Consider the following 13570-nt stretch of genomic DNA (forward strand, 5'->3'; position numbering starts at 1 on the left):
CGCCTCGCAGGCCACCTGGCTGGCGAGATATTTTATGCGCCAGGTCACAAAAGCTGCTACACTCCGGCCCTTCATGACATTGTGGTTTTTGTCATTATCTGGTTTGTAATCCCCTCGAAAACTACACCGCATGCGGTCGGGGTGGGTGTGGAGTAATTATGTCTTTTGATTCCCTGGGGCTTAGCCCTGAAATTTTGCGTGCCATTGTTGAGCTTGGCTATCGCGAACCCACCCCCATTCAGCAGCAAGCAATTCCTGCGGTATTACAGGGCCGTGACCTGATGGCCAGCGCCCAAACCGGCACCGGTAAAACAGCAGGCTTTACGTTGCCGCTGTTGCAGCATCTGATTACCACTCAGCCGCATGCAAAGGGCCGTCGCCCGGTGCGCGCGCTGATCCTCACGCCAACCCGTGAACTCGCTGCGCAAATTGGCGAAAACGTGCGTGAATACAGCCAGTATCTGAACATTCGTTCGCTGGTGGTATTTGGCGGCGTGAGTATCAATCCGCAGATGATGAAGCTGCGCGGTGGCGTCGATGTGCTGGTGGCAACGCCGGGACGTCTGCTGGACCTCGAACATCAAAACGCGGTAAAACTCGATGGCATCGAAATTCTGGTGCTGGATGAAGCGGACCGTATGCTCGACATGGGCTTTATCCACGATATCCGCCGCGTGCTGGCAAAACTGCCGGCCAAGCGTCAGAACCTGCTGTTCTCTGCGACGTTCTCCGACGACATTAAAGCGCTGGCGGAAAAGCTGCTGCATAACCCGCTGGAAATCGAAGTTGCGCGCCGCAACACTGCCTCCGAGCAGGTGACGCAGCACGTGCATTTCGTTGATAAGAAACGTAAACGGGAACTGCTGTCACAGATGATTGGCCAGGGCGACTGGCGTCAGGTGCTGGTCTTTACCCGTACCAAACACGGTGCAAACCACCTGGCAGAACAGCTAAATAAAGACGGCATTCGCAGTGCGGCTATTCACGGTAATAAATCGCAGGGCGCGCGTACCCGTGCGCTGGCTGATTTTAAATCCGGCGATATCCGCGTGCTGGTGGCAACCGACATCGCCGCGCGTGGCCTGGACATCGAAGAACTCCCGCACGTAGTTAACTACGAACTGCCAAACGTACCGGAAGATTACGTGCACCGTATTGGCCGTACCGGCCGTGCGGCGGCAACCGGTGAAGCGCTGTCGCTGGTTTGTGTTGATGAACACAAACTGCTGCGTGATATCGAAAAACTGCTGAAAAAAGAGATCCCGCGTATTGCACTGCCGGGCTACGAACCAGATCCGTCCATCAAAGCGGAACCAATCCAGAACGGCCGCCAGCAGCGCGGCGGCAACGGCGGCGGTCGTGGGCAAGGTGGTCGTCCGCAAGGGCAGGGCCAAAGCCAGGGCCGTGGTCAGCAACAGCCACGCCGCAGCGAAGGTGGCGCGCCGAAATCTGACGCTAAACCGAAACAGTCTCGCCGCATTGGCGATGCCAAACCGGCAGGTGAACAACAGCGTCGCCGCCGCCCGCGTAAACCGTCTGCTGCGCAATAGCGATTCACGCCTTGCAGGGCGGATGAGCGTAGCGCCTCTGCCTTGAAGCCAATTTCTGAAGCCTGGCCGCAAGCCAGGCTTTATTTTTTGCTGCCCGCGTAAGAAAGTGCCACAATAGTGGCTGTTTATACAGTATTTCAGGTTTTCTCATGGCATTGACCGCTGCGCTGAAAGCGCAAATCGCCGCCTGGTATAAGGCGCTTCAGGAACAGATCCCGGACTTTATTCCCCGCGCGCCGCAGCGGCAGATGATTGCTGACGTGGCAAAAACGCTCGCCGGGGAAGAGGGGCGGCATCTGGCTATCGAAGCGCCGACCGGCGTCGGGAAGACCCTTTCTTATCTCATTCCCGGCATTGCCATTGCCAGGGAAGAGCAAAAAACGCTGGTGGTCAGTACCGCCAACGTCGCGTTGCAGGATCAGATCTACAGTAAAGATCTCCCGCTACTGCGCAAAATTATCCCCGACCTTAAGTTTACCGCCGCCTTTGGGCGCGGGCGCTACGTTTGCCCGCGTAACCTCAACGGGTTGGCGAGTACCGAGCCCAATCAGCAGGATCTGCTCGCGTTTCTGGATGACGACCTTACGCCGAACAATCAGGAAGAGCAGAAGCGTTGCGCGAAACTGAAGGCCGACCTCGACAGCTATAAATGGGACGGCCTGCGCGATCACACGGATATCGCGATTAACGATGATTTGTGGCGACGTCTGAGCACCGATAAAGCAAGCTGCCTTAACCGCAACTGCCTCTATTATCGCGAGTGCCCGTTCTTCGTCGCGCGGCGCGAGATCCAGGAAGCGGAAGTGGTGGTGGCAAACCATGCGCTGGTCATGGCGGCGATGGAAAGCGAAGCGGTGCTGCCGGAGCCAAAAAACCTGTTGCTGGTGCTGGATGAAGGCCATCATCTGCCGGATGTCGCACGCGATGCGCTGGAGATGAGCGCGGAAATTACCGCGCCCTGGTATCGCCTGCAACTCGATCTTTTCGTCAAGCTGGTGGCGACCTGCATGGAGCAGTTTCGCCCGAAAACCACGCCGCCGCTGGCTATCCCGGAGCGTTTGACTGCTCACTGTGAAGAACTTTACGAGCTGATTGCCTCACTCAATAACATTCTGAATTTATATCTTCCGGCGACCCAGGAAGCGGAACACCGCTTTGCGATGGGCGAGCTACCGGAGGAGATCATGGAAATTGTCCAGCGGCTGGCAAAACTCACCGAGATGCTGCGTGGGCTGGCGGAACTGTTTTTAAACGATCTCAGCGAGAAAACTGGTTCGCACGATATCGTGCGTTTGCATCGCGTTATCCTGCAAATGAACCGTGCACTGGGGATGTTTGAGGCGCAAAGCAAGCTCTGGCGTCTGGCGTCGCTGGCGCAGGCCTCCGGCGCACCGGTCTCTAAGTGGGCGACGCGCGACACGCGTGATGGTCAGATGCATCTGTGGTTTAACTGCGTGGGTATCCGCGTCAGCGATCAGCTGGAACGCCTGCTGTGGCGCAGCGTGCCGCACATTGTGGTCACCTCTGCGACGCTGCGGTCTCTCAACAGCTTCTCGCGTTTGCAGGAGATGAGCGGGCTGAAAGAGAAAGCGGGCGACCGCTTTGTGGCGCTCGATTCGCCTTTTAATCACGTTGAGCAGGGCAAAATCGTGATTCCGAAAATGCGCTACGAGCCGTTGATGGAAAACGAAGAGCTGCACATTGCTGAAATGGCGGCCTATTTCCGCCAGGAGCTGGAAAGTAAAAAACATAAAGGCATGCTGGTGCTGTTCGCCAGCAACCGCGCGATGCAACGTTTTCTGGAGCACGTGACCGATTTGCGCCTTTTGCTGTTGGTGCAGGGCGACCAACCGCGTTATCGGCTGGTGGAACACCACCGTAAACGCGTCGAAAATGGCGAGCGCAGCGTGCTGGTCGGGCTACAATCATTTGCAGAAGGGCTCGATTTAAAAGGTGAGCTGCTAAGCCAGGTGCATATTCATAAAATCGCCTTCCCGCCCATCGATAGCCCGGTGGTGATTACCGAAGGCGAATGGCTGAAAAGCCTGAACCGTTATCCGTTTGAAGTGCAAAGCCTGCCCAGCGCGTCGTTTAACCTGATTCAGCAGGTGGGGCGACTAATCCGTAGCCACGGCTGCTGGGGCGAAGTGGTGATATACGATAAGCGTTTGTTGACCAAAAACTACGGCCCGCGCCTGTTAAATGCGCTACCGGTATTTCCTATTGAGCAACCCCCGGTGCCCGATGTTAAAGTAAAAAGCAAAGCCAAAACGACCCGTCGCAAAAAACGCTAATCGGCACGCGACACCGGACAAGGAGCATCTGATGGATTTACGCAATGTGATTAAAGAGATTGGCCGGGGTAAAAACCATGCCCGCGACCTCGATCAGGACACCGCCCGAAGTCTCTATACCCACATGCTGAATGGCGATGTGCCGGATCTCGAAATGGGCGGCATCCTGATTGCGCTGCGCATTAAAGGGGAAGGTGAGGCAGAGATGCTGGGCTTCTATGAGGCGATGCAGCAGCACACTCTGCGCCTTAAGCCGCCGGTGGGTAAACCGATGCCGATTGTCATTCCAAGCTATAACGGCGCGCGTAAGCAGGCCAACCTGACGCCTCTGCTGGCTATTCTGCTGCACAAAATTGGCTTCCCGGTGGTGGTACACGGGGTGAGCGAAGACCCGACCCGGGTTATCAGCGAAACCATTTTTGAATTGCTGGGCATTGAACCTACCCGCCATGCCGGGCAGGCGCAGGCTAAACTTGATGGCCATCAGCCGGTGTATATCCCGGTTGGCGCGCTGTGTCCGTCGCTGGAAAAACAGCTTTCTATGCGCTGGCGGATGGGCGTGCGTAACAGTGCGCATACCCTGGCGAAGCTGGCCACGCCGTTTGCCGAAGATGCCGCGCTGCGCTTGTCGAGCGTTTCACATCCGGAATATGTAGGGAAAGTTGCGAAATTCTTCTCGGATATCGGGGGCCGTGGACTGCTGATGCACGGTACAGAAGGTGAAGTGTACGCTAACCCGCAACGTTGCCCGCAAATCACGCTGATCGATGCGCAAGGTACGCGCATTGTGAGCGAACGGCAGACGGAAACAGCAAATGAAGCCTTGCCTGAAGGAAAAGATCCGCAAGTGACCGCTCGCTGGATTGAGCGCTGCGTGGCAGGAAGCGAGCCGGTGCCGCAATCGCTGAAAATCCAGATGGCATGCTGCCTGCTGGCGGCAGGGGAAGTGGCATCGCTGGACGCGGGGCTGGCGAAGGTGGCGGAGTCCTACTAATCGCCGGGAAAAAGGCAAAAAAAAACCCGGCGTGGCATGCCGGGCGTCAAAAAGGGTATCAACAAGTTCAATGAGGGTTACAGCAGCCGCCAGTGGGTTAAGCTGGCGGGGTACAACTTCTGGCAGTTAATTCTTTCGGTTATTTGTAGATAACCGCAGTACCGCTAACTTTGTTGTTGGTGTTAGCAGAGGTGATGCTGTAAGCAGATGCGCCAGCCGCTTCTGCTTTCGCAGCCAGTTTTGCTTCCAGACCATCCAGAGTCGATGCGCCTTCCGCAGAAACAACACCAATTTTGTTCATGTTCTGAGCCTGAGCCGCACTTACCGCTTCAGCAGCGAAAGCACCAAAGGACAGGGTAGAAAGGGCAATAGCAGCAACAGCATATTTGATAGTTTTCATTTTCAATCTCTCGCAGGTTATTTGTTAGGGGACGATGTTCTGTCGATGTGATGAGTATCACGTTTTATTGCGAAAGAATAAATCGAAGAGAATTGATAACCTTCATCAATAATTTTGAACAAGTATTAATTTACTGATTATTAATAAATTATTTTCGCAATGAATGGTTTCGGAGGGGGATAATAACCTGCTCGATGATTTAAGGCACTTTTTGCTACTTATTTAGCCGAAAAAGGTGGTCGTAAAGATAACCGTTTGCGCTGTATTTTCAGGTAGAGAACTGTCAACGAAGCTGGCTATCTTTCGATCCTCTGCGATTATATCCTGCAAATGTAGAGTTGTGTAAATCTTTCTCCTGCTGGCAGATCACGCACAACTGCACACCCGGAATAGCCTGCCGACGCGCCTCTGGAATCGGTTTCCCACATTCTTCACAAAATTTGGCGCTTTCGCCCTTCGGCAGACCACTTCTTGCCCGCGCCACCGCATCTTCAATGGTGCTGTCGATTTGATCCTGCACAGCACCGTCGTTTGCCCAACCTGAAGCCATTGTCCACCTCCTGATTATTTATTGAGCTAATTATACTCAATATGGGGGCGTCTCGCGTACAGACAAGGCCTAAATCTCAGACCACTCGCGCAGCAGGTTGTGGTAAAGATTGAGCAACGACAGCACTTCTTCGGACTCACCATGACGGGCTTTCAGCGTCTGAATGTTGCGGTCGAGGTCGAACAGCATCGCCCTGCGCTTATCGTCGCGAATCATCGACTGGATCCACAGAAATGACGCGATGCGCACGCCGCGCGTGACGGGCGTAACGCAGTGCAGGCTGCTGGAAGGGTAGAGCACCAGGTCGCCCGCCGGGAGCTTCACGTTGTGCTGGCCGTAGGTATCGTTCACCACCAGTTCACCGCCGTCGTAGCTTTCCGGGTCGCTCAGAAAGAGCGTGGCGGAGAGGTCGGTACGCATCCAGCCGCTTTGCGGGTGACTGCGGACCGCACCATCCACGTGAAAACCATAGGTTTCTTGTTGCTGGTAGCGGTTAAACAGCGGGCTGGAGAGTGTTTTGGGGAGCGCGGCGGCGAAGAAGAGTGAGTGCTGATTCAGTGCGGCCAGAACTCGCGCCTGAAGCGTGGCGTAGAGCGGGCTCTGGGTGTCTATTTGCTGGTTGTTTTTCACCTGCGCGCCCTGTGCGCCAACGGTTGCACGACCGTCAATCCACTGGGCGTGGTTGAGGTCCTCTGCCATCTGGTGAAGTTCATCGGCGGTCAGTACGCTGGGAATGTGGTACATCATGATGAGGTTCTCCTTGCCTGATGCGCTGCGCTTATCAGACAAGCGCAGCGCTTCGGCAATGTGATCAGAAATGCACGTTCGCCGTTAACAGGAACGTTCTCGGCTCGCCTGGATGGTAACGGTAGCCGCTCTTGTTAATCGAGGCGACGTAATCCGTATCAAACAGGTTGTAGACGTTCAGCTGCAAATCGAGATTGCTGTTGATGCGATAACCCAGCTTGGCATCTGCGACCCAGTAGCCTTCGGTGTAGGACGGCGTACCGACGGCACCATCGCTGCCACGGTGCATGCTGCCCACGTAGCGCGCGCCTGCGCCTACGGAGATATCACTCGTTGCCTGATACTGCGTCCACAGGGTAAATGCGTGCTCTGGCGTGTAAGGCAGGGCAGAGCTTCCATCCTGCGCCACATTTGCGCCTTCCTGAATCGATGCTTTTTGCTGAGTGTAACCGCCAATGACCTGCCACTCCGGGGTGATGTTACCCGCGACGGACAACTCATAACCTTCGACACGTTTTTTGCCGTACTGCGAATAGGTGCCGTCGTCATTCTCAGCGACTTCATTTTCGATGTCGGTGCGGAACAGCGCGGCGGTCAGCAACAGGCGCTTATCAAACAGCTCCCATTTGGTACCCACTTCACTGGTTTTCGCTTTTTGCGGTTTGAAGTCAGTACGGTTGGCGCTATTCCCGGTCCCGCCCTGCGCCAGCGCGAAGTTGCTGCCGCCCGGAGGCTGTTGGGAAATGGCGTAGTTGACATAGATATTGCCCTGTTCCGTCAGGTGATAGAGCGCACCGGCTTTCCAGTTCACAAGGTTGCCGGATTTCGCCGTATCAACGGTTTTGATCGGCGAGCCTTTTGGCGTACCGGTTGGGCAAGTCAGCGCACCACGGCCAGAGCCGCCGCAGGCTGTCGAACTGTCGTATTCGGTGTGGTAGTTATCCAGACGAATGCCGCCGTTCAGTTCAAAATTATGAGTGATTTGCAGAGTATCAAAGGCATAGATACCGAAGGTATCAGTCTGGCCGTTGGCGTTCGCGCCGTTACGGTGCAGGCTGCCGACGTTGATATTGCTGTTCGGGCTGTAGATATTCACCGGCGGCGCGGTAATCGCGTTCACGCCATAGTTGGTTTGCGTCTCGCGGGTGAACTCTACGCCAGTGCTGATATCGTGACCGACCGCACCGGTATAAAACTTCGAGGTGAGGTTGGTCTGGTTGGTGAGGATCTTGTTACTCACGTCTTTGGTGTTTGGCGTGCGCGTCCAGGTCCAGCTACCCACGTTGTTCGGGTCAGGCATGCCGATATTGTTGGCGCCACCCATCACCGCCGTCATCAGATAATCCTGCTTTACGCGTGACCAGCGGGTGGTGTTTCGGATGGTCGTGGTGTCATTAAAATCATGCTCGAAGCGCATAGTGGCGGTGTCGGTGGTGGAGTCGTCGTAATCGGAATCCGTACCGTAGAAGTTGCTGGTGTTCACCTTGCCGGAACCGTTGAGTGCGGAGGTGGCGGCATTCGGCGCAGAGTAGCCCGGCAGACCGATAGTCGGGATACCGCCATCCGGAGTGTTGTGCTGGGTAACGTGCAGGTAGTTCAGGTAAAGCCGGTTTTCCGTCCCTAATCCGAAGGCCACGGAGGGCGCAACGCCATAGCGTTCGTTCTGGACTTTATCGCGACCCGCGTCGTGGGTTTTCTCGCCCATCACGTTCAGACGCACGGCGGAGGTTTCGCCGATCGCTTCGTTAATATCAAGCGTGCCACGGCGGAACCAGGCGCTGCCGATGCTGGCGGAGGCGTCGATCCCGGAATCCAGGCGCGGCTGTTTGCTGATCATATTGATTGAACCGGTTGGCGCGCTGCGGCCATAGTCGCTGCCCGACGGGCCCTTGATCACTTCCACCTGCTCGGTGTTGAACGTGTCGCGCGAGACGCTGCCGATATCACGCACACCATCGATATAAATGCTGTTCGAGGTATCCGCACCGCGCATATAAATGGCGTCACCCGTCGATGAGCTACCGTTTTCACCGGCAAAAAACGCGCCCACGCCCGGCACGTTTTTCAGCGCATCGGTTAGGTTATTGACGCCCTGATCTTTTAACACCTGGTCGGAAATCACGGTAACGGTGCGCGTAGTATCTGCAATCGGGCGGCTAAATTTCGGGTCAGCGGATTTCTGCGGCGCGTAGAGGGAAGGGGCCTGCGCCTCCACCACCAACGTATCGCCGGGTTTTTGATCCTTACTGTCTGCGGCGGCGGCCTGACCAACCGGGGTTAAGCCGATACACAGGCCTGTAAAGAAGGTGAGCGAACTAAAGCTGTTGAACGGTAAATTGCGATTATTATCCATATTAATGAGCGTCTTATAATTTTTAACGAGCTGTTTTTACGATGACAACAGGGCACTTCTTTGCCCTGGCCACGGCAGGTTTTACAAATACGTTTGATAATGATTGTGAGAAGCATTATCAAACGCGTAACTTTCTAACACTCATTTATGGAAAAATAAATACAATAATTTACATTTGCTCCTTTTTTTATACATAAGGCGCAGAGTACGAGGGGACTTTCTTCTGCCAGCAGAAAAAAACAGCGTAAAGCGGGGATAAATAAAACTGCCCGAAGCGGGCGCTATCGGGCAGGGAAGTGGATGTGTGAAGCCATTATTTATAAATGGTCGCTGTACCAAACATCTTGTTATTGCCGCTTGCAGATTCAACCACAAACCCTTTTGCCCCCTCTTTCTGGGCTTTTTCCGCGAGTTTTGCTTCCAGATCGTCAAGCGAGCTGGCACCTGAGGCTGAAACCGTACCGGCCGGGCGGAGTTGCCCGGTGTTATCACCATCAAGGGGTTGCGGAGCGGCGACGGCAGAGAAGGTAACGACGGCAAACGCGCCTGCGACAAGCAGGGCGAGACTCTTCTTCATAAGAACATCCTCCAGTTACGACGGGGTAACCCAGTAAGTGTAGGCGGTGGTGAAGAGGCTTTATCCGCAAAAAATCGCGCAAGACAGGTGGTTTTTTTGAATGAAAAAAGTTGACGAAATACTGACAAATCAGCCACATACAAGTGGCTGATTTTAAAGCTATCGGCGCGCGTCCGGGCGGATGAGATCGAAGCGATGCGCTTCATCGATGGTGTAGTAGGCGGAGGGCCCGCCGGCTCGCAGCACCGGTTTTGCGCGGGCTGTTTGATAGATGCCCTCTTCGAGCAGAGACTCAGCGATATGAATACCGACCACTTCGCCCAGCACCAGCCAGGTGTCAATGGCTGCGCCATCGGCTGAGGTTAGCTGGATACATTGCGATAACCGACACTCAAAATTGACCGGGCTCTGTGCCACGCGCGGGGCGTTAACGAGACGGCTGGGTGCGGCGGTTAAGCCCGCGCGAACAAATTCATCTTCCCCGTGCGGCAAGGTGGCGGACGTTTCATTCATCGCGACGGCAAGATCCTGGGTGGTCAGGTTCCAGACGAACTGTTTGGTTTCCATGATATTCTGCACGCTATCTTTCCAGCCGCTGCTGGCGAAGCCGATAATCGGCGGACGATAATTAAAGCAGTTGAAGAAGCTGTAGGGCGCGAGATTACGTTTTCCCTGCGCATCCTGTGAGGATATCCAGCCGATTGGGCGCGGCCCGACGATGGCGTTGAGCGGGTCATGCGGCAGCCCGTGTCCCTGTGAGGGTTCATAGAAATACATAGCGTACCTGTTATTTGCAAAGGTATTCCAGACTCCCTTATTTACCGCGCCGCCGTCAACGGGTATCTTACGCCGCTTAAGACAGGAGAAAGTCATGAATGCCCAAAAACCGGGTCTACACCCGCGTAACCGTCACCATAATCGCTACGACCTTACCGCACTGTGCCAATCGTGCCCGGAACTGCGTGAATTTATCACCCTGAATCCGGCCGGTGAGCAGACCATTAACTTTGCCGATCCGCAGGCGGTGAAGACCCTGAATAAAGCGCTGCTGGCGCATTTTTATGGCATCAGTTCGTGGGATATTCCTGACGGTTTCCTGTGCCCGCCGGTTCCGGGGCGAGCGGATTACATCCACCATCTGGCCGATCTGCTGACCGATGAGAGCGGTAACGTGGTGCAGGGCGCGAATGTGCTGGATATCGGTGTGGGCGCAAACTGTATTTATCCGCTGATTGGCGCGCATGAGTACCGCTGGCGTTTTACCGGCAGTGAAACACATCCCGAGGCGTTTGCCAGCGCGCAGGCGATTGTCAGCGCCAACCCGTCACTGACTCGTATGATCCGCCTGCGTCGTCAGAAAGATAATGAATCCATGTTCAATGGCATTATCCACAAAAATGAACAGTATGACGCCACGCTCTGCAATCCGCCGTTCCATGACTCTGCCGCCGCAGCGCGCGCCGGTGGTGAGCGTAAGCGCCGTAATCTCGGCCAGGATCGCAACGATGCATTGAACTTTGGTGGTCAGCAGCAGGAGCTGTGGTGCGAAGGCGGTGAAGTGGCATTTATCAAAAAGATGATTGCCGAAAGCCGCGACTATGCCCGTCAGGTGATGTGGTTTACTTCGCTGGTGTCGAAGGGGGAAAACCTGCCGCCGCTGTACCGCGCATTGACGGATGTCGGCGCGGTAAAAGTGGTGAAAAAAGAGATGGCCCAGGGGCAGAAGCAGAGCCGCTTCATTGCCTGGACCTTCATGAACGACGAGCAGCGCCGTCGCTTCCTGACGCGTAAACGTTAGAGCGTCGGTTCCGCGGGCGGCAGCCCCGCATTCGGCGGGGCCGTGTTCGCGGGTGCGGGTAGCACCTGATAGGTCTGCACCGGCGGGCGCACGCCCGCCAGATCAAAGTGTTTTTTCACCATGCTGTCCAGCGCAAAGCGCACCGACCACTGTTTCAACGGCAGCGTGGTAAAGGTGACGCGCAGCGTGAAGGCGGTATTGGTGAGCCCGACGATCCCGGCAAACGACGGTTCGCCAATAATCAGGCCGCGAATATCCTCCATCTGCATTAACTCATCCACCGCATCCTTCAGGGCCTGATTGGCTTTCTCTGTTTCTTCATGGCGGTCAACATCGTAGTTCGCCACCACGGAGCCAATGCCGCGCACAAAGTTGGCGAAGGTAGTGATAGAGGACCACGGAATAATATGATACGCCCCGGTATCCTGGCGAACGCCCACCGATCGAATCGACATTCGTTCAACGGTACCGGTCAGCGGCCCGATGGTCACCAGGTCGCCAGTGTTCATACCATTTTCAAACTGAATAAATACCCCGGTAATAATATCCTTCACCAGGGTTTGCGCACCGAACGAAATAGCCAGGCCCAGCGCCCCGGCACCGGCCAATAGCGGTGCGATGTTAACGCCTATCTCAGAGAGCAGAATCATCACCGTGATGGTGCTGATCACCACCGCCAGCGCGTTACGGAACAGCGTCAGAAGCGTACGCGTGCGTGCGCTGGGCAGCGGTCGGCCATGAATATCCGAGGCCAGTCGGTTCTCAATCAGGCTGGCAAGCACCGTCCAGCCGACGGCGGAGAAGAAGAGAATTAAGGCGATGCGGATAAGCACATCCACCGTTTTCTCGCCCGTTCCCTGATGCAGCCAGCTCCAGAAATCGAACAAGCCCCAGGCGCTGAGCAGCAGCATGACCGCCACACAGACAACCAGCGTGCGTGCGGTTTTCAGTGCGCCGGATAACCAGCCGTTAAGCCGCTTTTGCAGTTCCGGGTAATTACGCTGTGTCTCCGGCGACAGGGTGATGGTTTTGGCTATCCAGCGTGACAGGATGCCGGAAATAAAGGCGGCGATCCCCATAATCGCCAGGCTTTTCACTGACGCGCCCATCATAAATTTCAGGCTGTTGCCCGGATCGAACAGGGAAAAGAAGAACAGTACAATGAAGTAAGCGCTCGCCAGCCAGTGCCACACCAGCGCAAACGCGCGGATGAACAGGCTGAAAAACGCCAGCGAGCGGTCGGCAACTTGTAGTAAGCCGTCGGTAATCGCTTTTTTGTTGTGAAAAATCAGATACAACGCCCACAGCGTAATGGTCAGCATAATGACCACGTTCGCCATCGCGCCCGCCTGTACGTTGACCTGGTTGGAGATAATCGGCACGGCGACCACCAGCCCGTAACCGATTAAGCTGCTCAGCGCGCTAAGGCGTAAGTTCCAGTAATGTGCGGTTTGGTCGGTGATGGCAAAGGGGCGAAGATCCGGTACGCGCGGGCAGAAAATCAGGCGCAGTAAGGCTTTGAAAAACTCAATCAGCGCAAAGGCATTGAGGAACAGACTTTGCTGGAAGGCGATGGTGCTGTTTCCGCCATTTAAATTGTCGCTCAGTAGCTGACCGATAAACAGCGTCAGCGCCAGCAGCAGTAAATCGATAATCAGCGCGCCGGTGATCATTGCCGGAAGCTGCAACCAGTTGCTGCGATCGCGGTTCTTGTGCCGCCCCCAGCGCCCCATTTTACGGTACAGCGGCAGGGCGCAAAGGCGCACCAGGCCATAAAAAGCAAAGACCAGCGCCGCCAGCATCAGAAAATGAGTCACCGCATTGAAGAAGGTCGCTGTATGAAACGGTTTATGCGGCGCTGTAGAGATGTTGCGCCACAGCTGGGCGAAACGGGTAGAGAACTCGCCGCCGTAGTGACGCGTCACATCCGTCACGTTCTCCAGAACCGTTTTTTCCTCTTTCACATCCGGAGGCGTCAGGGTCGGCGCGGCTTCCGGAGGGGGCGTGGCGGCAGCGTGGCGTAGCTGTTCAATCAGCTCTTTGCGCGACGCGTCGTTTTCCAGCACATCGGCAAGCGCAGAATAGGCCGCTTTTTTCTGTGCGGCATCGGGCTCGCTGGCGGTAGTATCGCTGGTGGTCGATGTTACGCCGGGGATGGTTACCGCATGCAGCGGCGCGCTGATAAGGGCGAGCAAAAACAGCAGGATGTATGGCACGAGTCCCTCCGAAAGCAACACTCACAAAGGGTTAAGTATAGATTGCGAGGAGAAGGGGGAGCGATTTTGGGAGAAATACCGGGACTCGGTG

General features: G+C 55.6%; 11 protein-coding genes. 4 read left to right on the forward strand and 7 right to left on the reverse strand.

The window, feature by feature from the left end; translation table 11 throughout:
• The first annotated feature begins 158 nt into the window (after positions 1–158).
• The 3 genes from rhlE (at position 159) to ybiB (ending at position 4838) form a co-directional block, all read left to right on the forward strand.
• Complete coding sequence (rhlE, locus tag AC1MKH_RS07550) at positions 159–1550, forward strand: ATP-dependent RNA helicase RhlE (RefSeq protein WP_015965239.1); 1392 nt, start codon at positions 159–161, stop codon at positions 1548–1550.
• Between the two features lie 149 nt (positions 1551–1699).
• Complete coding sequence (dinG, locus tag AC1MKH_RS07555; protein ID WP_276218236.1) at positions 1700–3844, forward strand: ATP-dependent DNA helicase DinG; 2145 nt, start codon at positions 1700–1702, stop codon at positions 3842–3844.
• Positions 3845–3875: 31 nt separating this feature from the next.
• Positions 3876–4838 (forward strand): DNA-binding protein YbiB, encoded by a 963-nt coding sequence (ybiB, locus tag AC1MKH_RS07560; protein ID WP_276218234.1) that lies wholly within the window; start codon positions 3876–3878, stop codon positions 4836–4838.
• A 139-nt stretch (positions 4839–4977) separates the two neighbouring features.
• On the opposite strand, the gene ybiJ is transcribed toward ybiB, so the two are convergent.
• From ybiJ to AC1MKH_RS07590, 6 genes are all read right to left on the reverse strand, one after another.
• The gene (gene ybiJ, locus AC1MKH_RS07565) at positions 4978–5238 is read right to left on the reverse strand and encodes a DUF1471 family protein YbiJ (RefSeq protein ID WP_015965230.1); all 261 of its coding nucleotides are present in this window, start codon (positions 5236–5238) and stop codon (positions 4978–4980) included.
• A 283-nt stretch (positions 5239–5521) separates the two neighbouring features.
• A complete protein-coding gene (locus tag AC1MKH_RS07570) occupies positions 5522–5788 on the reverse strand; it encodes a DksA/TraR family C4-type zinc finger protein (RefSeq protein WP_276218232.1) in 267 nt (88 codons plus the stop codon).
• A 69-nt stretch (positions 5789–5857) separates the two neighbouring features.
• Complete coding sequence (gene ybiX, locus AC1MKH_RS07575; RefSeq protein ID WP_276218230.1) at positions 5858–6535, reverse strand: PKHD-type hydroxylase YbiX; 678 nt, start codon at positions 6533–6535, stop codon at positions 5858–5860.
• A gap of 64 nt (positions 6536–6599) precedes the next feature.
• Positions 6600–8888 (reverse strand): catecholate siderophore receptor Fiu, encoded by a 2289-nt coding sequence (locus tag AC1MKH_RS07580; protein ID WP_276218228.1) that lies wholly within the window; start codon positions 8886–8888, stop codon positions 6600–6602.
• Positions 8889–9201: 313 nt separating this feature from the next.
• Positions 9202–9465: a DUF1471 family periplasmic protein McbA gene (gene mcbA, locus AC1MKH_RS07585; RefSeq protein WP_231827953.1), complete on the reverse strand. Its 264-nt coding sequence runs from the start codon at positions 9463–9465 to the stop codon at positions 9202–9204.
• A gap of 159 nt (positions 9466–9624) precedes the next feature.
• Positions 9625–10242, reverse strand: a complete 618-nt coding sequence (locus AC1MKH_RS07590) for a flavin reductase family protein (RefSeq protein WP_276218225.1) — start codon at positions 10240–10242, stop codon at positions 9625–9627.
• A gap of 94 nt (positions 10243–10336) precedes the next feature.
• Here AC1MKH_RS07590 and rlmF point away from each other — a divergent pair, with 94 nt between their 5' ends.
• A complete protein-coding gene (gene rlmF, locus AC1MKH_RS07595) occupies positions 10337–11263 on the forward strand; it encodes a 23S rRNA (adenine(1618)-N(6))-methyltransferase RlmF (protein ID WP_276218223.1) in 927 nt (308 codons plus the stop codon).
• Here the strand turns inward: rlmF and ybiO are convergent.
• Positions 11260–13479 carry a mechanosensitive channel protein gene (gene ybiO / locus AC1MKH_RS07600; RefSeq protein ID WP_276218221.1) on the reverse strand — a complete coding sequence of 740 codons (2220 nt, stop codon included), beginning with the start codon at positions 13477–13479 and terminating at the stop codon, positions 11260–11262. The genes rlmF and ybiO overlap by 4 nt on opposite strands.
• Positions 13480–13570: the final 91 nt, after the last annotated feature.

The sequence above is a fragment of the Pseudocitrobacter sp. CD920760 genome (assembly GCF_057782505.1).